At 59.4% G+C, this 23,127-nt stretch carries 27 protein-coding genes; 12 read left to right on the forward strand and 15 right to left on the reverse strand.

Annotated elements, in window-relative coordinates; all coding sequences use genetic code 11:
• Positions 1–33: 33 nt before the first annotated feature.
• Genes AC13F2_RS03475 through AC13F2_RS03490 form a run of 4 tightly spaced genes read right to left on the reverse strand, consistent with a single transcriptional unit; the run spans position 34 to position 4,105 of the window.
• Positions 34–783: a DUF72 domain-containing protein gene (locus AC13F2_RS03475; protein WP_482965199.1), complete on the reverse strand. Its 750-nt coding sequence runs from the start codon at positions 781–783 to the stop codon at positions 34–36.
• The gene (gene purL, locus AC13F2_RS03480; RefSeq protein WP_482965200.1) at positions 768–3,014 is read right to left on the reverse strand and encodes a phosphoribosylformylglycinamidine synthase subunit PurL; all 2,247 of its coding nucleotides are present in this window, start codon (positions 3,012–3,014) and stop codon (positions 768–770) included. The genes AC13F2_RS03475 and purL overlap by 16 nt, the downstream gene beginning before the upstream one ends.
• Before the next feature lie 10 nt (positions 3,015–3,024).
• A complete protein-coding gene (locus tag AC13F2_RS03485) occupies positions 3,025–3,705 on the reverse strand; it encodes a hypothetical protein (protein ID WP_482965201.1) in 681 nt (226 codons plus the stop codon).
• A gap of 4 nt (positions 3,706–3,709) precedes the next feature.
• Complete coding sequence (locus AC13F2_RS03490) at positions 3,710–4,105, reverse strand: DUF2177 family protein (protein ID WP_482965202.1); 396 nt, start codon at positions 4,103–4,105, stop codon at positions 3,710–3,712.
• A gap of 64 nt (positions 4,106–4,169) precedes the next feature.
• Here AC13F2_RS03490 and AC13F2_RS03495 point away from each other — a divergent pair, with 64 nt between their 5' ends.
• The 5 genes from AC13F2_RS03495 to queA all read left to right on the forward strand — a co-directional run bounded on the left by AC13F2_RS03495 (position 4,170) and on the right by queA (position 7,740).
• Positions 4,170–4,427 carry an exodeoxyribonuclease VII small subunit gene (locus AC13F2_RS03495; RefSeq protein WP_103023388.1) on the forward strand — a complete coding sequence of 86 codons (258 nt, stop codon included), beginning with the start codon at positions 4,170–4,172 and terminating at the stop codon, positions 4,425–4,427.
• Entirely contained in the window at positions 4,424–5,332 is a 909-nt protein-coding gene (locus AC13F2_RS03500) for a polyprenyl synthetase family protein (protein WP_482965203.1), read from the forward strand. The genes AC13F2_RS03495 and AC13F2_RS03500 overlap by 4 nt, the downstream gene beginning before the upstream one ends.
• A complete protein-coding gene (gene coaD, locus AC13F2_RS03505) occupies positions 5,332–5,841 on the forward strand; it encodes a pantetheine-phosphate adenylyltransferase (RefSeq protein WP_482965204.1) in 510 nt (169 codons plus the stop codon). Before AC13F2_RS03500 ends, coaD begins: the two co-directional genes overlap by 1 nt.
• A gap of 83 nt (positions 5,842–5,924) precedes the next feature.
• The gene (locus AC13F2_RS03510; protein WP_482965229.1) at positions 5,925–6,674 is read left to right on the forward strand and encodes a peptidylprolyl isomerase; all 750 of its coding nucleotides are present in this window, start codon (positions 5,925–5,927) and stop codon (positions 6,672–6,674) included.
• A gap of 37 nt (positions 6,675–6,711) precedes the next feature.
• Positions 6,712–7,740 carry a tRNA preQ1(34) S-adenosylmethionine ribosyltransferase-isomerase QueA gene (gene queA / locus AC13F2_RS03515; RefSeq protein ID WP_482965205.1) on the forward strand — a complete coding sequence of 343 codons (1,029 nt, stop codon included), beginning with the start codon at positions 6,712–6,714 and terminating at the stop codon, positions 7,738–7,740.
• Here queA and AC13F2_RS03520 read toward each other — a convergent pair.
• Positions 7,710–8,306, reverse strand: a complete 597-nt coding sequence (locus AC13F2_RS03520) for a TetR/AcrR family transcriptional regulator (RefSeq protein ID WP_301642767.1) — start codon at positions 8,304–8,306, stop codon at positions 7,710–7,712. The two genes, queA and AC13F2_RS03520, sit on opposite strands and share 31 nt — an antisense overlap.
• A gap of 45 nt (positions 8,307–8,351) precedes the next feature.
• On the opposite strand from AC13F2_RS03520, the gene AC13F2_RS03525 reads away from it, so the two are divergent.
• From AC13F2_RS03525 to AC13F2_RS03550, 6 genes are all read left to right on the forward strand, one after another.
• The gene (locus AC13F2_RS03525) at positions 8,352–9,782 is read left to right on the forward strand and encodes an 8'-apo-carotenoid 13,14-cleaving dioxygenase (RefSeq protein ID WP_482965206.1); all 1,431 of its coding nucleotides are present in this window, start codon (positions 8,352–8,354) and stop codon (positions 9,780–9,782) included.
• Positions 9,783–9,788: 6 nt separating this feature from the next.
• Positions 9,789–10,730 carry an ABC transporter ATP-binding protein gene (locus AC13F2_RS03530; protein ID WP_301642769.1) on the forward strand — a complete coding sequence of 314 codons (942 nt, stop codon included), beginning with the start codon at positions 9,789–9,791 and terminating at the stop codon, positions 10,728–10,730.
• Positions 10,727–11,491 (forward strand): ABC transporter permease, encoded by a 765-nt coding sequence (locus AC13F2_RS03535; RefSeq protein WP_397490658.1) that lies wholly within the window; start codon positions 10,727–10,729, stop codon positions 11,489–11,491. Before AC13F2_RS03530 ends, AC13F2_RS03535 begins: the two co-directional genes overlap by 4 nt.
• A 62-nt stretch (positions 11,492–11,553) precedes the next feature.
• Positions 11,554–12,507, forward strand: coding sequence for a DUF481 domain-containing protein (locus AC13F2_RS03540; RefSeq protein ID WP_482965207.1), 954 nt, complete (start codon positions 11,554–11,556; stop codon positions 12,505–12,507).
• 9 nt (positions 12,508–12,516) lie between these two features.
• Entirely contained in the window at positions 12,517–13,641 is a 1,125-nt protein-coding gene (gene tgt / locus AC13F2_RS03545) for a tRNA guanosine(34) transglycosylase Tgt (protein WP_482965208.1), read from the forward strand.
• 25 nt (positions 13,642–13,666) lie between these two features.
• Positions 13,667–14,428, forward strand: a complete 762-nt coding sequence (locus AC13F2_RS03550) for a M50 family metallopeptidase (RefSeq protein ID WP_482965230.1) — start codon at positions 13,667–13,669, stop codon at positions 14,426–14,428.
• 4 nt (positions 14,429–14,432) lie between these two features.
• Here AC13F2_RS03550 and AC13F2_RS03555 read toward each other — a convergent pair whose 3' ends face one another.
• Both AC13F2_RS03555 and rpsD read right to left on the reverse strand, forming a co-directional pair.
• Positions 14,433–14,603: a hypothetical protein gene (locus AC13F2_RS03555; protein ID WP_173829991.1), complete on the reverse strand. Its 171-nt coding sequence runs from the start codon at positions 14,601–14,603 to the stop codon at positions 14,433–14,435.
• A gap of 120 nt (positions 14,604–14,723) precedes the next feature.
• The gene (gene rpsD, locus AC13F2_RS03560; protein ID WP_103023398.1) at positions 14,724–15,338 is read right to left on the reverse strand and encodes a 30S ribosomal protein S4; all 615 of its coding nucleotides are present in this window, start codon (positions 15,336–15,338) and stop codon (positions 14,724–14,726) included.
• Positions 15,339–15,544: 206 nt separating this feature from the next.
• On the opposite strand from rpsD, the gene AC13F2_RS03565 reads away from it, so the two are divergent.
• Positions 15,545–15,856 carry a chorismate mutase gene (locus AC13F2_RS03565; protein ID WP_103023399.1) on the forward strand — a complete coding sequence of 104 codons (312 nt, stop codon included), beginning with the start codon at positions 15,545–15,547 and terminating at the stop codon, positions 15,854–15,856.
• On the opposite strand, the gene AC13F2_RS03570 is transcribed toward AC13F2_RS03565, so the two are convergent.
• From AC13F2_RS03570 to rpoD, 8 genes are all read right to left on the reverse strand, one after another.
• Complete coding sequence (locus AC13F2_RS03570) at positions 15,846–16,574, reverse strand: RNA methyltransferase (protein ID WP_482965209.1); 729 nt, start codon at positions 16,572–16,574, stop codon at positions 15,846–15,848. The two genes, AC13F2_RS03565 and AC13F2_RS03570, sit on opposite strands and share 11 nt — an antisense overlap.
• Complete coding sequence (gene nrdR / locus AC13F2_RS03575) at positions 16,561–17,031, reverse strand: transcriptional regulator NrdR (RefSeq protein ID WP_103023401.1); 471 nt, start codon at positions 17,029–17,031, stop codon at positions 16,561–16,563. The genes AC13F2_RS03570 and nrdR overlap by 14 nt, the downstream gene beginning before the upstream one ends.
• The gene (locus AC13F2_RS03580; RefSeq protein WP_301642773.1) at positions 17,032–17,256 is read right to left on the reverse strand and encodes a hypothetical protein; all 225 of its coding nucleotides are present in this window, start codon (positions 17,254–17,256) and stop codon (positions 17,032–17,034) included.
• A gap of 11 nt (positions 17,257–17,267) precedes the next feature.
• The gene (gene glyA, locus AC13F2_RS03585) at positions 17,268–18,545 is read right to left on the reverse strand and encodes a serine hydroxymethyltransferase (RefSeq protein WP_482600574.1); all 1,278 of its coding nucleotides are present in this window, start codon (positions 18,543–18,545) and stop codon (positions 17,268–17,270) included.
• Between the two features lie 37 nt (positions 18,546–18,582).
• Positions 18,583–19,020, reverse strand: a complete 438-nt coding sequence (gene rpiB, locus AC13F2_RS03590) for a ribose 5-phosphate isomerase B (protein WP_482965210.1) — start codon at positions 19,018–19,020, stop codon at positions 18,583–18,585.
• Positions 19,021–19,120: 100 nt separating this feature from the next.
• Positions 19,121–19,486 carry a response regulator gene (locus tag AC13F2_RS03595; RefSeq protein WP_222827404.1) on the reverse strand — a complete coding sequence of 122 codons (366 nt, stop codon included), beginning with the start codon at positions 19,484–19,486 and terminating at the stop codon, positions 19,121–19,123.
• Positions 19,483–20,898, reverse strand: a complete 1,416-nt coding sequence (locus tag AC13F2_RS03600; protein WP_482965211.1) for a sensor histidine kinase — start codon at positions 20,896–20,898, stop codon at positions 19,483–19,485. Before AC13F2_RS03600 ends, AC13F2_RS03595 begins: the two co-directional genes overlap by 4 nt.
• A 166-nt stretch (positions 20,899–21,064) precedes the next feature.
• Positions 21,065–23,086, reverse strand: coding sequence for an RNA polymerase sigma factor RpoD (gene rpoD / locus AC13F2_RS03605; protein ID WP_103023406.1), 2,022 nt, complete (start codon positions 23,084–23,086; stop codon positions 21,065–21,067).
• Between the last annotated feature and the right edge of the window lie 41 nt (positions 23,087–23,127).

Genomic DNA, 23,127 nt, shown 5'->3' on the forward strand with positions numbered 1-23,127 from the left:
GGCCATCATTCTGTATGGCGGGGTGTTCGGCCCTCAGATCATACGTTTGATCAGCATGCGTGCCGCTGTCGGATTGCGCACTTTCGCGCCGGCGATGAAGAACACATAGGCATCGCGCCCGCCCTTGGACCACCCGCGCGCCTTGTCGGCCCACGCATCCAGAGTCTTGTCATCATAACCGGTTTCCACTGATTCTTCAGTGCGTTGCAGCCGGGCATAGGAAAAATCCGCCGTCGCCTCGTCGATGCAAGGATATTCATCGCTATCGGCAAAAACCACCGCCATGTTCCGCGTGCGCGCAAGCTCGAAGAATGTTGGATCTTCGAAACTTTCATGCCGGATTTCAAGGGCATGACGCAGCGGAGCGCCGTCTTGGCTATCGGGAATGAGGTCCAGAAACCGGGCGAAATCGTCTCGCTCGAATTGCTTGGTCGGCGCGAATTGCCACAGGATCGGTCCCAGCTTGTCGCCCAGTTCGGTAAACCCCTGATTGAGAAACTTCTCAATCGAATCAGCGCCTTCTGCCAGAACCTTGCGCGCAGTCGAATAGCGCGAGGCTTTGACGGTGAACTGGAAACCTTCCGGTACGGCCTCGCCCCATTTGCGCCAGCTGGCCGGCTTCTGCCGGCCATAGAAGGTGGCATTTATCTCGATCGCAGTAAGATGCTGCGCGGCGTATTCCAACTCCCGCCGCTGGACCAGCCCGTCGGGATAGAAGACGCCGCGCCAGGGCTCATACGTCCAGCCCCCTATGCCGATGCGGACCGTCAGCCTTCCATCCACTCTGTAAAGAACGAGGTATGGGCCGCCTTCAGTTCGGCGATCGTCTTGCCAAACAGCGTATCGCCGCCCGTCTTCCCGATCCGCCTGAACCCGATCGAGGCCGTGTCCTCGTTCTCCGTTCCCTTGGCGAGCGCTTCATTCAGCGCCTGCGTATCCGGCACGGTAACGATGTAGCGGCCCTGATCTTCGCCGAACCACCACTGCGCCTGCGTGTAATCGAGGTGCCATTCGACGTCGGCACCGATCCCGCCAGCCATGGCCATTTCCGCCAGAGCGACGGCAAGGCCGCCGTCGGAAACATCGTGCACCGCGCTGACCAGGCCATCCGCGATAAGCTGGAGGACGATCTTGCCGGCGTTCTTTTCGACCGTGAGGTCCGTCGGCGGTGTGCGCCCTTCGTCGCGGCCGTGGATTTCGCTGAGCCAGAGCGACTTGCCCAGATGCGAACGCTCCGGATCGGGCGTCGCCCAATGTTCTGCGCGGATGAGATAGATGGCTTCGCCTTCGGCCTTGAAGGGCATGGTCATCATCTTGTCGTAGTCGCCGATCAGGCCGACCCCGCCAATGGCGGGCGTGGGCAGGATGGCGCTACCGCCGCCGGTCGCCTTGCTTTCGTTATACAGGCTGACGTTGCCGGACACGATCGGGAAATCGAGCACGCGGCAGGCGCGGCCCATACCTTCGAGGGCATGGACGAACTGGCTCATGATTTCCGGGCGCTGCGGGTTGCCGAAGTTGAGGCAGTTCGTCACCGCCAGCGGGCGTGCCCCGACCGCGCAGAGGTTGCGATACGCCTCCGCAATGGCCTGTTTACCGCCTTCATAGGGATCGGCGAAGACATAGCGCGGCGTGCAGTCGGTGCTGATCGCCAGCGCCTTCTTCGTGCCGTGAACCCGCACCACACCCGCATCGCCGCCGGTCTGCAGCGTGTCCGCGCCAACCTGGCTGTCGTACTGTTCGGAAATCCACCTGCGCGACGAGAGGTTGGGCGATGCGAGCAGCTTGATCAGATCGCCGCCGACATCGTCGGTATCGGGCCGCTCGGTCATCGGCTTGATACCGGCCCAATCGGTGTATTCGTCCTTCGAGATATAGGGGCGGTCGTATTCCGGCGCATCCGCGGCTAGCGGGCCGAGCGGGATGTCGCACACGACTTCGCCGCCGAATTCGAGCACCATGTGCCGTGTATCGGTCACTTCCCCGATGACGGCGAAATCCAGTTCCCACTTCTTGAAGATGGCCGCAGCCATTTCTTCCTTGCCGGGCTTGAGCACCATGAGCATGCGCTCCTGGCTTTCGCTCAGCATCATTTCATAGGGCGTCATGCCTTCTTCGCGGCAAGGAACCCTGTCCATGTCGAGCCGGATGCCGGCCTTGCCATTGGTCGCCATCTCCACGCTGGACGAGGTCAGACCCGCGGCGCCCATGTCCTGAATGGCGACGATGGCGTCGGTGGCCATCAGCTCCAGACAGGCTTCGATCAGCAGCTTCTCGGTGAAGGGATCGCCGACCTGCACGGTCGGGCGCTTGGCCTCCGCGTCCTCTTCGAAATCGGCGGAAGCCATGGTCGCGCCGTGAATGCCGTCGCGCCCGGTCTTGGAGCCGACATAGACGATTGGATTGCCGACACCGGTCGCGGCGCTGTAGAAAATCTTGTCTGCATCGGCGACGCCCACCGTCATCGCATTGACGAGGATATTGCCGTCATAGGCCGGGTGGAAGTTGGTTTCGCCGGCAACGGTCGGAACACCGACGCAATTGCCATATCCGCCGATCCCCGAGACCACGCCCTTGACCAGGTGCTTCATCTTGGGGTGATCGGGACGCCCGAAGCGCAATGCGTTGGCATTCGCCACCGGGCGAGCGCCCATGGTGAACACGTCGCGCAATATGCCGCCGACACCGGTCGCCGCGCCTTGATAGGGTTCGATGTAACTGGGGTGGTTGTGGCTTTCCATCTTGAAGATGGCGGCCTGCCCGTCGCCGATATCGATCACGCCGGCATTTTCGCCCGGACCGCAGATGACCCACGGAGCCTCGGTCGGCAGCTTCTTCAGATGCAGCCGGCTGCTCTTGTAGGAACAATGTTCCGACCACATGACCGAGAAGATGCCCAGTTCCACGAGATTGGGCTCCCGGCCGAGGGCGTTCAGAACGCGTTGGTATTCTTCGGAGCTGAGGCCGTGCTGTTCGACGACTTCGGGGGTGATCGCGGATTCGACGTTTGCCATGCGCGCGCGCTTAGCGCCGCACGCCCGACACTGCCAGTCCCACGAGACTTTTATGCCATCTTGTCGACTGCACCCAGAAGGCGAGGGCGGTCAGAATGCCGAAGGAAAGCAGGGCGGTCACATATATCCCCGTGCCTGCTTCCTGCGGCTGCGGGCCGAACCAGTTGATCGCCTGGAATACCAGCATCGTCCCCAGCAAAATGATCGGCGGGACCACCGGACCTTTCGTGCGCCTGATATAAAAGCAGAAGGCGGCCAGCGTTATCCCGATCTCCAGCGGCATTTCGATCCAGGGCGAATTCCACAGCCCCAGCCCGAATTTCTCTTCCCCGCCTGCAAGGGTAAGATCTGGCCTGTGCACGATCAGATCCAGCAGCCAGTGGCTCAATACCACGATGGCTCCCCATGTCGCGGCGATGGCGTTTCGCGAGACGAGCCAGATCACGATTGCGAAGCCCAACGCCCATGCCGCAGTGCCGGAAAGGCTGTGGGTGTACGGCATGTGATAGAGATCGAGCGGGTTCATCGCTGTCATTCCGGGCACGATCCGCAGTTTCTCGATCCCGACGATCGCGAAGGTGAAGAACGCCCAGTCGACCAGCTGCGCTGCGATGAACAGCGTGCCCAGCTTGGGCGCTTCTTCCGTTATGCCGCGAGCGAGGAAGGCGGGGGCGAAGTGACCGATGAACATCGGCTCAGCCGAACCTGTCGGCGGCGAAAGTAGCCGCACCGGCCGCCACGGCAGTCGCAAATGCGCCCCAGCAGATGTCGACCAATGTGACGATCGTCGACCAGTTGCGCATGGTCGCCTGGTTCGTCAGGTCGTAGGTTGCATAACAGATCGCGCCGAGCAGCGCGCCGTTGAGGGCAGCTGTCCCAATGCCGCCCGCCAATCCCGGACGCACGGCAAACCACACGATCGCGCAGATATAGGCACAGTAGAAAAGCAGCGCGGGGACCATGCGGAAGCTTTCCGCCAGCAGACCGCCAAGCTGGGGGCGGTAGAAGTTGGGGCCGGCCCAACCCAGCCACGCCGCGTCGAGGATCCCGAAAACCAAAGCAGCTGTGACGGCGGCGACAATCCACGTCATATTCGCTCCCCCTCTTTTCGCCTTACTTGACCGCGCGCAGGTGGGCCGTCAATGCTTCCCGCCGATGGCAGAGGAACAGTTACAGATTTCGGATTTGAATTTCGAGCAGGCTCTACGCGAGCTCGAAAGCGTCGTGCGACGGCTCGAGAGCGGTGACGTCCCGCTCGACGAGAGCATCGACCTGTACGAACGCGGCGAGCAATTGCGCAAGGCGTGCCAATCGCGACTCGATTCGGCGCAGGCGCGGATCGAAAAGATCGTCGCCGGTGCCGATGGGAAGCCCACTGGGACCGAGCCTTTCGACGCGGACGGCGGTGCATGAGTGTGATGACGACCATGCCTCCTCGTCTGGGCGAGGCGTTCGAGCGGGTACAGAGCGACATAGACAGCGCCTTCGATGCCTTTCTTCCCGTTCCCGACGATAGCAGGGCCCGTCTCGTCGAAGCGATGCGCTATGCCGCGATCGGCGCGGGCAAGCGCATGCGACCCCTGCTTCTGGTGGCGACTTCGGAACTCTTCGGCGTAAACCGCAATGCTGCAATCAACGCAGGGTGCGCGGTGGAGGCGATCCACGCCTATTCGCTTATCCATGACGATCTTCCCTGCATGGACGACGATGCCATGCGGCACGGAAAACCTTCGGTGCACAAGGCGTTCGGCGATGCAACGGCAGTCCTTGCAGGCGATTGCCTGCACGCGCTGGCCTTCGACATCCTGACGCAGCTCGATACCAGCGCGGATCCGTTCGTCCGCTCGGAACTCGTCGCCACCCTGGCCCGGGCCAGTGGCCACGATGGCATGGCTGGGGGGCAAATGATGGATATCGTCTCTCAGGAAGAGAATTACGATCTTCGCCAGATCACCAGATTGCAACAACTCAAGACAGGGGCATTGCTTGCAGCCAGCGTCGAAATGGGCGCAGTGCTCGGCCGTGTGCCGCCCGAAGGGCGCGCGCATCTTCGTGCCTATGCCCGCGATATCGGCCTCGCCTTCCAGATCGCGGACGATCTGCTGGACGTGGAAGGTGACGAAGCGAAAGCCGGCAAGGCGCTGCGCAAGGATGAAGAGCAGGGCAAGCAGACCTTCGTGACGCTGATGGGTGTTGAACAGGCCCGCGCGCAGGCGACGATGCTGGTCGAACAGGCGGGTCGGCACCTCTCAAGCTACGGCGAAGACGCACGGCTTCTTGTCGAACTCGCCGACTTCGTCGTGAAAAGAGATCATTGATGTCCAAACGTATCGGCATTTATCCCGGAACATTCGACCCCATCACGCTGGGGCACATGGACATCATCGAACGGGGCGCCAAGCTGGTCGACGAACTGATCATCGGGGTGACGACCAATATCGCTAAATCCCCTATGTTCGACGACGACGAGCGTATCGCCATGGTCGAACGCGAAGTTGCCGAAATCGCCTGCGACACCATTCGCGTGGTCGGGTTCAACTCGCTGTTGATGGACTTCGCCGAACAGATGAATGCAGGGATCGTCGTTCGCGGAATTCGCGGGGTGACGGACTTCGAATACGAATATCAGCTCACCGGCATGAACCGCCAGCTCAACGACCGGATCGAAACGGTCTTTCTCATGGCCGATGTCGAACTGCAGCCAATTGCCAGCAGGCTGGTGAAGGAAATCGCGTTTTACGGCGGCCCGATCGAAAAGTTCGTCACCCCTGCGGTGCGGGCCGATGTGGAAGCGCGAGTCCAGAAGATGGGGCCGCGCGGCGGCTGACGGATGATTTCCACCTATTCATTGAACGGACAGACGCCTCGCGCTAGTGGGTCGGCAATCCATGACATTGCTACGGAATGACGATGCTCAAGACTTCGCTAGCCATTGCTGCCGCGCTGACAATCGGTGCCGCGCCTCTAGCCGCACAGGTGGCGGAAGACCCTGCTCCGACCGAAAGTGAAGCGACTGCCCCTGCGGCTACGACTTCTGACGGTGATGCAGCGGACGCTGCGGCCTCGACCGAAGCTGAGGACACGCGGACATTCTCGCCGGTCAACTTCAACGTCAATGAAGATCTCGAGAACATTCTTCTGCTGGATCTGTCGAACGGCCAGCGGGTTGCCATCCGCCTCAAGCCTGACTGGGCACCCCACCACGTGGAGCGTATCAAGACCCTCACCCGGCAGGGCTTCTACGACGGGGTGATCTTCCACCGCGTCATCGATGGGTTCATGGCACAGACGGGCGATCCGACCGGTACGGGTACCGGTGGTTCGCAGCTTCCCGACATCGCCGAGGAATTCAACCGCATGCCGCATGTGCGCGGTACGGTTTCGATGGCTCGCGCGGCGAGTGAGGACAGTGCGAACAGTCAGTTCTTCATCGTCTTTTATCCGCGCCTGAACCTCGACAACAATTACACCAATTTCGGGCGGGTCATTTCCAACATGGCCGCGGTGGATGCGATCCAGCGCGGCGAACCGCCTGCCAATCCCACCCGCGTGCTTCAGGCGTCGATCGCAGCCGACAACAAGCCGGTCCCGGCGATGCCGGCGCCGCAGGTGCAGCAGGATATTTCGATCGACGATCTCAACGCGCCGATCGGCAACTGACTTTTCATTGCGCTGACCCCGCACTAGGGGCGGCGCAATGAAAGTAGACCTCTTCGATTTCGAACTGCCGGTAGAACGCATCGCGCTGCGCCCGGCGCGGCCGCGCGATGCTGCGCGCATGTTGATCGTGCGCGAAAGCGGCCCGTTCGAGGATCGCGGCGTGCGGGACCTGCCTCAGATGCTGCGGGCCGGCGATGTTCTCGTTTTCAACGATACGCGCGTTATTCCCGCACAGCTCGAAGGTCGGCGGGGCGAGGCTAAAATCGGCGCCACGCTGCACAAGCGCATCGATCTTCGTCGCTGGCAGGCCTTCGTCCGGAATGCCAAGCGGCTCAGGCCGGGCGATGTTGCCGAATTTGGCGGCGGCGTCACCGCCGTGGCTGAAGAGCGTCTGGCCGATGGAAGCTTCGTGCTGTTCTTCGAAGGGGAAGAGCCGGTCGAGGTCCTGCTCGAACGCGCCGGGCGGATGCCCCTGCCTCCCTATATCGCAGGAAAGCGCGATACGGACGAACAGGATCGCCTGGATTACCAGACTATGTTCGCGGCAGAGGACGGCGCGGTAGCCGCCCCCACTGCGGCTCTTCATTTCACGCCCGAACTGATTGCCGCTCTGGATGCAGCCGGCATTGGGCGCGAAACGCTGACTCTTCATGTCGGGGCAGGCACGTTCCTGCCGGTCAAGGCCGATGATACCGCCGACCACGCGATGCATTCCGAATGGGGCAGGGTGGACCGCGACGTTGCAGACCGCCTGAATGCCGCGCGAAAGGCGGGCGGGCGATTGATCGCGGTCGGGACAACCAGCCTGCGACTATTGGAAAGCGCAACCGGGGACGATGGCATGATTGGTGAATTTTCGGGCGATACCGACATCTTCATCACGCCCGGCTATCAGTTCCGGGCAGTCGATGGATTGATGACCAACTTCCATCTTCCAAAATCGACCCTGGTCATGCTCGTCAGTGCGCTGATGGGGCGCGAACGGATGCTGTCGGCCTATCGGCACGCGATCGAAAACGAATATCGATTCTACAGTTACGGCGATTCCTCGCTCTTGCTGCCCTGATCGGGGAACAGGCTTTTCGTATCGAGCATCCGGTCGATAAGCGCGTCGTCGACGGGAATTCTGCCGTCCAGCATGAGCATGGCGATACCGTGGGCGATTGACCAGGCCTGTAAGGCAAGCGTCTCGGCCCGCTCGGGGTTGCTGGCGAGCGCCCGCGTATTGGCGATCAGCAAGGCACGCGCTTCGTCCACCGGTTCGGCCTTGTCGACCGGTTTGCCCTGTGTGAACATCAGCCTGAAAAGCACGGGGTGGGCGAGGGCGAAGCGGACATAGGCCCGGCCCGTTTCGGCAAAACCGGCGGCACCTCCGCCGGCCTTTTGGGCGGCGGCGGCCTGTTCGCTGCCGAGCATTTTCAGTCCTTCCCGTGCGAGCGCTTGGTCCAGGGCCTGTTTGTCGGGAAAATGCCGGTAGACGGCCGTCGGCGAAACCCCCACCTTGCGAGACAATTCGCGCAGCGAAGGCGCCTTCCCGTCGGGGCCTTCGAGAGCCCGCAGCCCTTCGAGGACAAGCGCCTCGCGCAGATTGCCGTGATGATAGGCTTCACTCGAAGTTGACACTGTTACCATAGACCCTATGTTTACACCGTTCACTTTAACCAATGTGAGTCGGTCATGGCAAGCGTCATAGAAAAAACAATCCGTAAAGCTGTCACTCCCGCCATTCAGGCCCTGGCGGGTGTCAATCGGAACAGGTTACCAGATGCCCGGACCAACCCGTTCCTGAGCGGCGTCCACACCCCGCTGCGTGAAGAATTCACGCTGGACGATCTGCACGTCACGGGCAGCATTCCTACAGAACTCGACGGTCGCTACGTTCGGATCGGCCCCAATCCGTATGGCAAGGGAGATAAGGGGCATCACTGGTTCCTGGGCGATGGCATGGTTCACGGTGTGCGCCTGAAGAACGGCGACGCTATATGGTATCGCAACCGGTTTATCCGATCGCGCGATCTCGAAGGGAAGGGCGGGCCCAAGTCAGTCGATGGACCGCGTCGCGGCTTCGGGGATACGGTGAACACCAATGTTCTGGCAATCGGCGACAAGATCATGGCGCTTGTCGAAGCCAGCAGCTTCCCTGTCCAGCTCGATGACGATCTCGAGAGCGTCGCTTACTCGGATTTCGGTGGGGGTCTGACGGGATCATTCACCGCGCATCCCCATGAATGCCCGGCAACCGGCGAATTCCACGCAATCTGCTACGATGGCATGTCGGCCGATACCATCCGCCACGTCGTTCTGGCGCGGAATGGAACGGTCTTGCGGGAAACGGAGATTGCCGTCCGCCATGGCCCGTCGATCCACGACTGCGCGCTGACGGAAAATTTCGTGGTCGTGCTTGATCTGCCGGTCACCTTCTCGATGCCCGCCCTCATTTCAGGGCACAGGTTTCCCTACCGCTGGAACCCCGCTCACAAGGCCCGGGTCGGTCTCCTGCCGCGCGGCGGCACGGGCGATCAGATCGTGTGGCACGAAGTTGAGCCTTGCTACGCGTTTCACGTCGGCAACAGCTTCGAGGACGATAGGGGCCAGGTTGTCATCGACCTGTGCGCGTATGAAACCATCTTCGATGGGGACATGCCGGGACCGTATGGCAAGCCTCTCGGTCTCGAACGCTGGACAGTCGATGGCAAGGGCGGGCAGGTCCAGCGCGACGTCCTGGATTCGTCGCCGCAGGAATTTCCCCGCCCGGACGAGCGTTTCTTCACTACCGACTATCGCTATCTCTGGAGCATGGGGCTGCCGGATGATGGCGACCTCGAGTTCGTCGCGCCCATGCCGCTTTATCGCCACGACCTCGTCACCGGGGAGCGTATCCAGCACGACTTTGGTGATGGCCGCATCCCGGGGGAATTCGTGTTCGTGCCGCGCGATGCTGGCGCGCCCGAAGGTGACGGTTGGGTCATGGGATATGTCATCGATCGAAATCGCGGGACGAGCGCGCTGGAAATCCTCGATGCCCACAGCCTCGAGACAGTTGCGTCCGTACACATCCCGCATCTTATCCCGCCGGGCTTCCACGGGAATTGGATCGCAGCTAACTAGGGGTCTGTGGATCCGATTCTCGAACTCAATGGCCTGTCCAAGGTCTACCGCGGCGGGCTGAAGGCGCTCGACAATGTCGATCTCAGCGTACGGAAGGGCGAGATATTCGCGCTGCTCGGGCCCAACGGCGCGGGCAAGACCACGCTTATCGGTGCGGTCTGCGGTCTCGTCCGGCCGAGTTCGGGTACAATCCATGCGTTCGGCCACGATCTGGCAACCGACTGGCGCAAGGCACGCAGCCGCATAGGGCTGGTCCCGCAGGAACTGAGCACGGACATGTTCGAACCGGTCGAACATGCCGTCAGCTATTCACGCGGCCTGTTCGGTCTCGCACCCGACAGGCAGCGGATCGAAGAGATCTTGCGCAGCCTCAGCCTCTGGGAAAAGCGCGGTGAGCGGATCATGGCCCTGTCGGGCGGAATGAAGCGCCGCGTGCTCATCGCCAAGGCTCTCGCGCACGAACCCGACCTCCTCTTCCTCGACGAACCCACCGCCGGCGTCGACGTGGAACTGCGCAAGGGTATGTGGGCGATCATAGATAAGATGCGCGCGCGGGGCGTCACCATCATCCTGACCACCCATTACATCGAAGAGGCCGAGATGATGGCCGACCGCGTCGGTGTCATCAATCGCGGCAAGCTGCTCATGGTTGACGAGAAAGACGCCATGATGGCCCGTCTCGGCCGAACCGAGGCACATATTACCCTCGCGCAACCCCTCGCCACACTGCCTCCAGATATCGGCCGGTTCCCTGTCGAACTGGAAGTGGGCGGAACGGTGCTTCGCTACCGCGGGGGCGATGGGACAGGAAAGGGTAAGGCCGAAGTCGCCGAATTGACCAAGGCGCTCATCGGCGCGGGGATCGATTACGTCGGCATCGACACCCGTGAGAGCAGTCTCGAGGATATCTTCGTATCCCTGCTTGGCGACGGCGAGGTACCGCAATGATTTCCTGGCGCTCAACCTGGTCGATATACACCCGGGAGCTTATTCGCTTCCTTCGCACGGCATTCCAGTCGGTGCTGGCACCCGTTCTCACGACCTCGCTCTATTTCATCGTGTTCGGAGCGGCGATCGGCGGGCGCATGCCCGATCTGGATGGGGTGCAATATGGTGCGTTCATCATCCCGGGGCTGCTGATGCTCACCCTGCTGGGAGAGACCACCAGCAATTCGAGCTTCGGCATTTATATGCCTCGCTTTACCGGAACGATCTACGAATTGCTCAGCGCTCCTGTCGGCGTGACCGAAACGCTTATCGGGTTCGTGGGGGCGGCGATGACAAAAAGCCTTATCCTCGCGACGATCATATTGGTTACTGCCCGACTGTTCGTCGATTATTCGATCACTTATCCGGTGTTGGCGGTGTTCTACATCATGCTGGTCGCAGCCGCCTTCAGTCTCTTCGGATTCATCCTCGGCATCTGGGCCGATAACTTCGAAAAGCTCGGCATAATCCCGATGCTGTTCCTTACCCCGCTCACGTTTCTGGGAGGCACGTTCTATTCGATCGATATGCTGCCGAAGCCGTGGGATACCATCGCTCTAGCCAATCCGATCGTTTATCTTGTCAGTGGATTGCGCTGGACATTCTATGGGACGAGCGACGTCAATATCTGGGTCAGCTTCGGTATCACCTTGGGCTTTCTCGCCCTGTGCGTGTCGGTGATTGCCTACATTTTCAAGACAGGTTGGCGGCTACGCGCCTGAATACGAACGCGCTTTGTCGATCCAGGGTGGCGAGCGCCGAAGAGCCACGCTAGGCTTCTGGCATGTTTGTGAGAACCGCCCTATTTACGTTTGCGGCTTGCACGGCCGCATTTGCATCACCGGCACATGCCGAGCTCCCCGAAGCTGCCCGTCAGATGATCGACACAGCGCTGGCTAGTGGCGATAACGCCAAGATTGCGACCGTACTGGACTTGGCCCGCAAGACATGGCCGGACGATGGGGAGGAAATCGCCGCGATCGAAAGCGCGTGGGCAAAAACTAAAGCCGAAAAAGCCGCTTTGGCCGCGAAGGAGAAGGAAGAGGCCATTCGGACAGCTGGCCTGCTCGACCGGTGGACAGGGCAAGGTGAATTGGGCGGGTTCCATTCCACAGGGAATAGCGACACGACCGGCATTACCGCTGCGCTTCATCTCAAGCGGCAGGGAATCGACTGGTCGCATCACCTGAGAGCGCGTTTCGATTACCAACGCCAGAATGGTATCACCAGTCGTGAGAAATACTTCGCGTCCTATGAGCCTCGGTGGGAATTCGATGAGGGCATCTTTGCTTATGGACTGGCACAGTATGATCGCGATGCCTTTCAAGGAATCGACGGCCGGTATTCTGTTTCCGGGGGATTGGGATATCAGGTGATCGACGGAAACAGTCTCAGCCTGTCGCTCAAGGCAGGACCGGCTTACCGCGTTACCGATTACACCGATGGGCGCGTCGAAAACCGCGTGGCCGGCCTCGCAGGCCTCGATTTCGACTGGCGGATTCTCGACCGGGTGACCCTGACGCAGGATGCAAATGCTGTCGCCGAGACCGGCGGGCAGGCGGTCGTCATCGTGGACAGTTCCAATACTACGCTCAATCTGGTCACCGGCCTCGATTTCAAGGCTACCGAAAAACTTCGGGCGAGGATGAGCTATGCGATTGATTATGACAGCAACCCTGCAGTAGGCGCTGTTTCGACCGACACGGTAACCCGTGCATCGATCGTTTACGACTTCTGAGATTTGACATTGACCAATCGTTTTTCGTTTGCCGTTGAGGCGGTCGATGGTGCTGCGCGGACGGGTGCGATTTCCATGTATCGCGGCCAGATCCGTACGCCGGCTTTCATGCCGGTCGGCACCGCGGCCACCGTAAAGGCCATGAAGCCTGAAACGGTGCGCAAGACGGGCGCGGACATAATCCTTGGCAATACTTACCACCTGATGCTGCGCCCGGGAGCAGAGCGCGTGGCAAAGCTCGGCGGCCTTCACAAATTCATGAACTGGGACCGGCCGATCCTCACCGACAGCGGCGGTTATCAGGTTATGAGCCTGTCGGACCTGCGGAAGCTGACTGAGAAGGGTGTGGAATTCCGCAGCCACATCGACGGGTCGAAGCATATGCTGACACCGGAACGCAGCATGGAAATCCAGCGGCTTCTGGGCAGCGACATCGTGATGGCTTTTGACGAATGCCCCCGCGCCGACCGTCCGCGCGACGAAATTGCCGCAAGCATGGAAATGAGCATGCGTTGGGCGAAGCGGAGTCGAGAGGGTTTCAACGCAGGCGGCAAACATGCGGAACGGTCTGCCTTGTTCGGTATTCAGCAAGGCGCGCTCGACGAAGATCTGCGCAAGATCAGTGCCGATAAGCTGGCCGATATCGGGTTCGATGGATATGCGATCGGCGGTCTGGCCGTGGGCGAGGGGCAGGAGGCCATGTTCGCCACACTGGACTTTGCCCCCGCGCAGCTTCCACAGGATCGCCCTCGTTATCTCATGGGCGTGGGTAAGCCGGACGACCTGGTGGGTGCGGTTGAACGCGGTGTCGACATGTTCGACTGCGTGTTGCCAAGCCGTTCCGGACGAAATGGACAAGCGTTTACCTGGAACGGCCCGATGAACCTTCGCAATGCGCGGTTCGCGGAAGACACCGATCCTCTGGATAATCGCTGCACTTGCGACACGTGTAACACCTACTCGCGCGCCTATCTCCACCACCTCGTGAAATCACAGGAAATTCTCGGTGCAATGCTGATGACCGAGCATAATATCGCTTTCTACCAGCAGTTGATGCAGGCAATGCGCGATGCGATTGGGGAGGGGAGATTTGCTACCTTTGCCAAGGATTTCCGCCGGGATTACTTGCGCTGAAGCGGGACTGGCCTAATTTGTGAAAATGGCCAAGCCTCCTCAAACCCGCCCTACCTCTGCTCAATGGGGGCTTCCGTATGCGGATGGCGCGAGTGGTCCCGCCGTTAAACGCGAGCAGACGTATATCATCGCCTTTGCGGTGTTGACGATCGTTGCGTGGCAAACGGCCATCGGTACGTTGGCGCTCATGCCTTTTACGCTGCTATCTACCTGGTGGCATGAGATGGCGCATGGTCTCATGGCGGCTGCACTTGGAGCTGAATTCGAACGATTGGTCATCTTTGCGAACGGGTCCGGATTTGCAGAAAGCTCCGGCGACCTTGGGCGTATCGGCCAGGCCATCGTTGCTGCCTCCGGGTTGCTCGGCCCCACCATCGCGGGCTGCGTCTTGATCATTGCTTCGCGCTCACCCCGTGCAACCAAGGTGATGTTGTTCGGCCTCGCGATAGCGTTGATCGCGAGCACCCTGATTTGGGTCAGATCTATGGCCGGCTGGATCGTGCTGCCGCTCTTTGCAGCAGGTGCATTCTTGATTGCATCCAGAGCAACGAGGAGATGGCAGAGGATCACTATCGAGTTCCTTGGCGTGCAAGGAGCGGTCAGCGTTTACCAGGACATCGATTATCTGTTCAGTCCAGGCGCCGCGGTAGATGGACAAGTTACCCTATCGGATACGGGACGCATCGCGGAAGCGTTGATCTTACCCTACTGGTTCTGGGGCGGGGCTATCACCATCGCAATTGCGGCAATGGTCTGGAAGTCCTTGCAGATTGCAGGCCGGACGTAAGTAGCTAGACCCGCTCTTTTTCGCGCATTTCCAGTATCGTCCCGCGATACGGGACGAACGTGCCGGCACTGTCCAGAAAGCCTGCACCAATAACATTCGCACGCGCCTGCGCATCGTTGAGGCTATCGTACCATTTGCCGCGACGATTGGGTGTGATGAAGCGGTATTGAGTCATAGTAAAAACTGAACCGCCAATCACCTTCCGCGTTCCTGCCAAGGCTTTGAAAATGCGGTGAATTGATACAAAAAAGGCGGCCCTGAGGCCGCCCTTTCCGTATATCGATGAACCAAAGGATCAGCGCGAGTAGAACTCGACGACCAAGTTCGGTTCCATGGTCACCGGATAGGGCACTTCATCAAGCTTCGGTACGCGAGTGAAAGTCACCTTGTCGTTACCATCGGGCGCGACATAATCGGGAATTTCACGTTCGGGAAGGCTCTGTGCTTCGATGACCAAAGCCATTTCCTTGGCTTTGCTGCCGAGGCTGACCACGTCGCCAACCTTCACACGCGCCGAAGCGATGTTGGTCTTCACGCCGTTGAGGTAGATGTGACCGTGGCTAACGATCTGGCGGGCGGCGAAGATGGTCGGTGCGAACTTGGCGCGGTAAACGACCATGTCGAGGCGCTGTTCGAGCAGGCCGATCAGGTTCTGACCGGTGTCACCCTTCATGGCCGACGCTTCCTTGTAGGTGCGCTTGAACTGCTTTTCCGTTACGTCGCCGTAGTAGCCCTTGAGCTTCTGCTTGGCGCGAAGCTGCAGACCGAAGTCGCTCATCTTGCTCTTGCGACGCTGGCCATGCTGGCCTGGGCCGTACGAACGCTTGTTGACCGGGGAATTCGGACGACCCCAGATGTTTTCACCCATCCGGCGGTCGAGTTTGTACTTGGCGCTTGTGCGCTTCGTCATAAATAGTTCCTTCAATTTGCTGGACCGCCCCAGTGGCGGCCATTTAACCCGGCATCACACCGTCAACCTCGAGGTCGACGCGGCTTCCGCTTCACCGGGGTGCAGAGCCAATTTGTGAAGGCGCGCTCGTAGCAAAATTGTGCAGCGCGTCAAGCAGCAAGATAGGCGCTCGACAAGTCGGTTCAAGCGCGGCACTGCGCAGCACCATGAAGGACGATTTCAAACTGCCGGAAGATTGCACCGACATGCGCGAGGTGCGAATTGGAGTGGACACGACTGACCGCGAACTGATGGAACTGCTCGATCGCCGGTTCGGTTACATGCGAGCTGCTGCACGGATCAAGACGGATCGCAATGTCGTTCGCGACGAAGGGCGTAAGGCCGAGGTGATCGAGAACGCCCGCGCTGATGCAGAAAACCGTGCGCTTCCGGCTGATGAACTCGCGCGGATGTGGGACGATCTGGTCGAAACCTCGATTGCCTACGAAATGGAGGAATGGGACAGGATCAGGGCTTAGGTTCGCGTTGAAGTGACGACAGTACACCTCTCAGGGTACGGACTTCGAGATGATTCCAGGCAGGCTTGGTCAACACACCGCGTAATGTGCGCCGGGTAGCTTCGGCGCGGGCTTCCGGACGAAAATAGCCTTTTGGTTCCAGCATGCTTTCCAAATGTGCTATCAGGCCATCGAGCTCCTCCTGTGGGGCAGGGGGCAACAGTTCTTCCTGGGTCGGCTGTACCAGGGTTTCATGCTTGGACCATTCGTAGGCACACAGGATCACCGCCTGCGCGAGGTTGAGCGACCCGAACTCCGGATTGATCGGCACCGTCAAGATAGCACGCGCGAGCGCTACATCCTCGGTTTCCAGCCCGGACCGCTCCGGTCCGAACAGGATTGCACTGCGGCCTTGCGCGACGGCAATTTCCTGACTGGCTTCCTCGGGCGTGACGACAGGTTTCGTAACCCCCCGTTTGCGGACGGTGGTGGCGTAGACATGCGCGCAGTCCGCCACCGCATCGGTAGTCGATCCAAAAACCCTTGCACCTTCCAGCACGATGTCCGCGCCCGACGCGGACGGGCCAGCCGAGGGGTTGGGCCAGCCATCGCGCGGCTCGACCAAGCGCATTTCCGTGAGGCCGAAGTTGAGCATGGCACGTGCGGCCTTGCCGATATTCTCGCCTAGTTGCGGGCGCACGAGGACGATGATCGGTTTTCTGGCGTCAGCCCCGTTCATTGGCTGCCGCTTCCTGCACAGTGCTTGCGAATTCTTCAAAGTCCCGGGCTTCGCTGAAGTCGCGATAGACCGAGGCGAACCGAATATATGCGACGCTGTCCAGTCCGCGCAGTCCATCCATAACCATCTCGCCGATACGTTTGGATGGAATTTCTGGTTCGCCGGCAGTTTCGACCTGCCGCTGGATGCCGCTGACGAGCTGGTCGATCCGTTCTTGCGGAACATCGCGCTTGCGGCAGGCCAGCGAAATTGATTGTTCTAGCTTGCTGCGGTCGAAGGGCTGGCGACGGTCGCCGCTTTTGACCACCGTCACTTCGCGCAATTGCACGCGTTCGAAAGTGGTAAACCGCGCGCCGCAGCTGGAGCACTGGCGACGCCGCCGGATCGAGGTCGAATCCTCGGTCGGACGACTGTCCTTTACCTGGCTGTCGTCATGCGCACAAAATGGGCAACGCATTTACGGTCGGAGGCGCTTGTAGAGCATGAAGCCGGCGCCCGCGACCAGACCGAGGGGCCAGGTCACCACCGGCAATATGCCGGCCGCGATCGCGCCGACTGCCGCGCCGGTCAGCACTGGTTTGGTCGACGGATGGTTCAGCCCCTGCTTCGCCATTCCCTTGATCTCTGCGCTGGCATCCGAAACAAGATCGTGGTCTTGATGCTGCGGTTCTTTGTTTTCCATCATTCGTCTCCTTAGCGACCGGGGTAGACGGGGAAGGCAGCGCAGAGTTCGGCAACTTTGCCACGCACCTGCTCTTCGACCTGCCCGTCGCCTTCCGGACCATTGCGCGAGAGCCCTTCGACCACCTGACATATAAGAGCACCAATCTGGCGGAACTCGTCGGGGCCAAATCCGCGCGTCGTGCCCGCCGGAGTGCCGAGGCGGATGCCGCTCGTAACAAAAGGGCTGCGCGTATCGTATGGAATGCCGTTCTTGTTGCAGGTCAACCATGCCCGATCGAGGCCGGCTTCTGCAGATTTGCCGGTCACGTCCATGGCCGTTAGGTCAACGAGCATGGAGTGATTGTCCGTACCCCCGGAAACGACGCGCAGGCCGTTGGCTTCGATCCCTTCGGCCAAGGCGCGGGCGTTCTCCACAACGCGCTTGGCATAGTCTTTGAAATCCGGACGCAGAGCTTCGCCGAATGCGACGGCCTTCGCCGCAACCACATGCATCAGCGGCCCACCCTGCATCCCGGGGAAAACCGCCATGTTGAACGGCTTTGTAAGGTCTTCGTCGTCCCAAAGGATCACGCCGGAGCGCGGACCACGCAAGCTCTTGTGAGTGGTTGTCGTGACGACGTGGGCGTGGGGGAAGGGAGAGGGATGCGCGCCCCCAGCGACCAGTCCGGAAATGTGGCTCATATCTACCATGAGATAGGCGCCGACCTCGTCGGCTACCTTACGAAAAGCCTTCCAGTCCCAAACGCGGGAATAGGCCGTTCCGCCTGCAATGATGAGCTTCGGCTTGTTGGCTTTGGCAATCGCCATAACCTCATCCATGTCGATCAGTTCATCGTTCTTCCGAACACCGTAGCTGACAGGATTGAACCACTTGCCGCTCATGTTGACAGGAGAACCATGGGTCAGGTGGCCGCCCGAATTGAGGTCCAGCCCCATGAACGTATCGCCAGGCTGTAGCAGCGCAAGAAATACCGCCTGGTTCATCTGGCTGCCTGAATTGGGCTGAACATTGGCGAAACCACAGCCGAACAGCTTCTTGGCGCGCTCGATGGCGAGTGTTTCGATTACATCGGCATAATCGCAGCCGCCGTAATAGCGCTTGCCGGGATAGCCTTCCGCATATTTGTTCGTGAATACTGATCCGGTTGCTTCAAGAACGGCGCTCGAGGCGATATTTTCGGACGCGATAAGCTCGATCTTGTCCTGCTGACGCGCCAGTTCATTGCGGATTGCATCATGAATTTCTGGATCTGCCTCGGCAAGGGTGTCGTGCCAGAAACGATCCATAGGGTCGCGGTCGGTATTGGCGGGCTTGGTAGCCAAATCAGATCTCCGGTTTGGAAAGCTTGTCGACGCGGCGCTGGTGGCGACCGCCGGCGAATTCGGTTTCGAGAAATGCAGTAAGGCAAGCCTTTGCCATGTCGCTTCCGGTCAGGCGGGCGCCCATCGCAATACAGTTTGCGTCATTGTGTTCGCGCGAAAGTACAGCCGAGAGCGGTTCCGAGACAAGCGCACAGCGAACCGATGGATTGCGATTGACGCTCATGGAAATACCAATGCCGGAGCCGCAGAGCGCCACTCCGCGTTCCGCAGTGCCGTCAGCGAGCACATTAGCAAGCTTGTAGCCGAAATCGGGGTAATCGACGCTATCGCCGGTGTCTGGCCCGAGATCCGCCACTTCGTGACCCTGTTCGATCAACCATTCGCGCAATTCTGTCTTTAGGTCGATTGCGGCGTGGTCGGAGGCAATGGCTATACGCATGGGGGAGCACATAGGCATTGCCTTCGATTCGCGCGACCCCCTTGATCCCATTATCAATCGAGCGGATGCGTAGGGATGACTTTGGCATGCAACCGGAAACTTATCGGTCGCTGGCGCTTTCCAGACTTTCGATTGCCGCTCTTATTTGGACGATCGAATATGGCTTTGTGATCGTCACAGAATTCACAAGCTCCTTTGGGTGCTCTGCATCTCCGTACCCCGTTGCAAATGCGAAAGGGATGTCATCAGCCTTCAGCTCGTAAGCCAGCGGATAACTCTTTGAGCCATGCAGGTTCACATCGAGGATTGCATAATCGAACGTTTCGTTTGCTCGGCCCTCGCGCGCCTGCTCGATCGAACTGAAAACCGAAACTGTGGCGCCTTCCTCGATCAGCATGTCTTCCAGAGCGAACGCGATGATCGGCTCGTCTTCGAGCACCAGGATATGTTTTCCGTTCAAGCTCATACTTTGCCCTCAATCCGGCAATAGAGGCCGCTGGCTCGATATTCCAAGGTCGTGCGACTGTCCGGGCTTCCGAGACCTCGCTTGACCAGTCGTGATCCAAAACCGCCGGTTTGAGGCTCCACTACGACCGGTCCGTCATGTTCGCTCCATTCGAATATGAGCAAGGTGCCTTCTGTTTCGGCAGGTTGCGTTTGCCAAGTGATCTCGACGAAGCCGGCTGGCTCGCTCAACGCACCGTATTTCAAGGCGTTCGTGCATAGTTCGTGCACTACCATTGAAAGCGTGACCGCAGTTTGAGGAGCCAGAACAACTTTCGGTCCTGTGAGCGAGTATCGTGACGAATCTGAGCCTGCGGTGGCTGCCAGCGATCCGGTGACGATCGATTCCAGATCGGCAGCTTCCCAACTTCGCTCGGTCAGAAGATTATGCGCGCTCGCCAAAGCTGCGAGACGATTGGAGAATGCGTCTATTCCGGTCGAACCCGGCTCCGAGCGAAAGGACTGTTTTGCGAGTCCTTGGACGACCGCAAGGGTGTTCTTGACCCTGTGGTTGAGCTCATTGATCAAAATTCGCTGGTGTTCTTCAAAGGCCACTTCTTCTGTTACATCATGCCCTTGAACCAGAATGCCTTCGAAGTCGTCTCCACCGTGGATCGGTTGGTAGATGAACTCGAGAAACCGGGCCTCAAGTTCTCCGTCCTCGCCCGAATTCAGGAGGATCCTTTCTTTCTTGCCAAAGTATGGCTCGTTCTTGTCGAGCACGTCGTCGAGCAACTGGATGAACCCCTGATCGATAACTTCCGGCAGCGCTTCCGGCACCGTTCTGCCAACCAGCTTGCGCTGACCGACAAGCTGACGATACGCAGCATTCGCCATTACAAATCGATGATCTCGTCCACTCAGCACCGCTACGAACCCGGGTGCTTGTTCGAGCAGGGAACGGAATCGATCCAGCTCCTTGCTGGCCCCCCGATAACGTTCCTCCACCGCTTCGGCGCGCCGGGCGACGCTGGCAGCGTCGCGCTCCGAGCCCGATTGCTCCAACCCTGTGATGCGAACCGTATGCTGGAGAATATATTCGACATCGCCATTCTCATCGAGAAAAGGCGTGTGAGTGGCGCTCCATATATGGGTGTCAAAGCCGCCTTGGGCGTTTGGAATATTATACGGGATTCGAGCGATTTCGTCAGCTTCGCCAGTCTCGAGGACTCGATCGAAAGACGACTTCAACTGGCGATAACTTTCACCTTCGCTCGGGAAGGCTTCGAAAATTCCGCGCTGCTTGATCTCGTCCCATCGGCTTTCCGTGGCGCTCAGATAGGCTGCATTTGCCCACTGAATGACCAGAGATGCATCGAGAATAACGTAGGGGTTGGGAGAGCGCGCAAGCACACTCTCGAAATCTAAATTCATGCGTGCCCCGGAATACCAGCTTTTCTAACTGGATCGGGAACCTGGATTTGGCTCACCTATCCAACTGAGTAAGGAAAAGCTTGGAAAGAAAGTCCGTTCCGGGGGACAGGCAGCGGATTTCGCCGTGTGACATTTCGGTCACTCCGCTGCCTGACGCGGATATGTATTACTGGTCGAGGAAAGACCGCATCTTTCTGCTCCGGCTGGGATGCTTGAGCTTGCGGAGCGCCTTGGCTTCGATCTGACGAATACGCTCACGCGTGACCGAGAATTGCTGGCCCACTTCCTCGAGCGTGTGGTCCGTATTCATACCGATCCCGAAGCGCATGCGCAGGACGCGCTCTTCACGCGGCGTAAGGCTGGCAAGAACGCGGGTGACCGTTTCCTTGAGGTTGGCCTGGATCGCCGCGTCGACCGGAATAATCGCGTTCTTGTCCTCGATGAAATCGCCGAGATGCGAATCTTCCTCGTCACCTATCGGTGTCTCGAGACTGATCGGTTCTTTGGCGATCTTCATGACCTTGCGCACCTTTTCAAGTGGCATGGAAAGCTTCTCGGCCATCTCTTCGGGTGTCGGCTCGCGTCCCTGATCGTGCAGGAACTGACGGCTGCAGCGGACCAGCTTGTTGATCGTCTCGATCATGTGGACCGGGATACGGATGGTCCGCGCCTGATCGGCAATCGAACGCGTGATTGCCTGGCGAATCCACCAGGTTGCGTAGGTGCTGAACTTGTATCCGCGGCGGTATTCGAACTTGTCGACCGCCTTCATCAGACCGATGTTGCCTTCCTGGATAAGGTCGAGGAATTGCAGACCGCGATTGGTGTATTTTTTGGCAATGGAGATCACGAGGCGAAGATTTGCCTCAACCATTTCCTTCTTGGCGATACGCGCCTCGCGCTCGCCTTTCTGGACCATGTTAACGATCCGGCGGAATTCCTCGAGTGCCATGCCAGTCTGGCCGGCAATGTCGGAAATCTCGGCGCGGATCCGCTCGACAGCATCGGCTTCCTTCTCGGCGAAGGCCGCCCATTTCTTGTCCTTCTTAGCGCGATCGGTGAGCCAATTATCGTCCAGTTCATTGCCGATGTAGGCATCGAGAAAATCGATACGCTTCACTTTGTGGCGTTCGGCAAGGCGAAGCATCTGCCCACCCAATGCGGTCAGGCGGCGATTGAAGGCGTAAAGATTGTCGACCAGAAATTCGATTTTGGTCGCGTGGAACTGAACGCTCTCAACTTCAGCCGTAAGCTGCTCGGAAAGCGCCTCGTATTTCTTTTCCTTGGCAGGCGTGAACGCCTCGCCGCGGGCCATCACGTCGACGCGTTCCTTCTGGAGCTTCTCGAACTTTCCGAACAGATCGGTGATCCGAGCAAAGCGCTCGATGGCGTCCGGCTTGAGCGCGGCTTCCATCTGAGCAAGGGACATGGTGTTGTCCTCTTCCTCGTCATCGTCGCTCTTGGACGAACCTTCTTCGCCATCTTCGTCGTCGGAATTGGAATCGTCGTCCTCATCCTCGTCATCATCACGGATGGTCGGACCGGCGGTCTCTTCGGAGATTTCACCGTCATCGTCATCGTCTTCGGCGTCGTCGTTCAGCTTGTCGGCCGGGGGTTCCTTCGACAGCATGGCGTCGAGATCGAGAATTTCGCGTAGCTGCATTTCCTCGGCATTCAGGGCTTCCGACCATTGGATGATCGCGTGGAAGGTGATCGGAGACTGGCACAGGCCCATGATCATCATGTCGCGTCCGGCCTCGATCCGCTTGGCGATGGCGATTTCGCCTTCGCGGCTGAGCAGTTCGACCGCACCCATTTCGCGCAGATACATGCGCACCGGATCGTCCGTGCGTTCTCCGGTTGCGGTCTTTTTGGCAGCAGGCTTGGCCGCAGCCTTGCTGTCCTTTTTGGTGTCGGTCGTGATTTCCTCGACCTCGTCCGCTTCTTCAGCGGCAGCCTCGGCATCTTCGTCGCTTTCGACGATCTGCACACCCATGTCTGACAGGGCGGACTGGATGTCTTCGATCTGATCGGAGCTCATCTCACCCTGCGGCAAAGCGTCGTTGAGCTCGTCATAAGTGACGTAGCCCTTCTTCTTCGCCTTCGCGATGAGCTTCTTCACCGATGCCTCATTGAGGTCGATCAGGGGAGCATCGCCATCGTCCTTGGTCTTTGACTTGGTGGCCATAAGGTAATTCAGTCCAGTCTTCTCTTGCCCGCGGGTCGCGT

It is taken from the genome of Qipengyuania sp. L-5Y, from assembly GCF_056859455.1.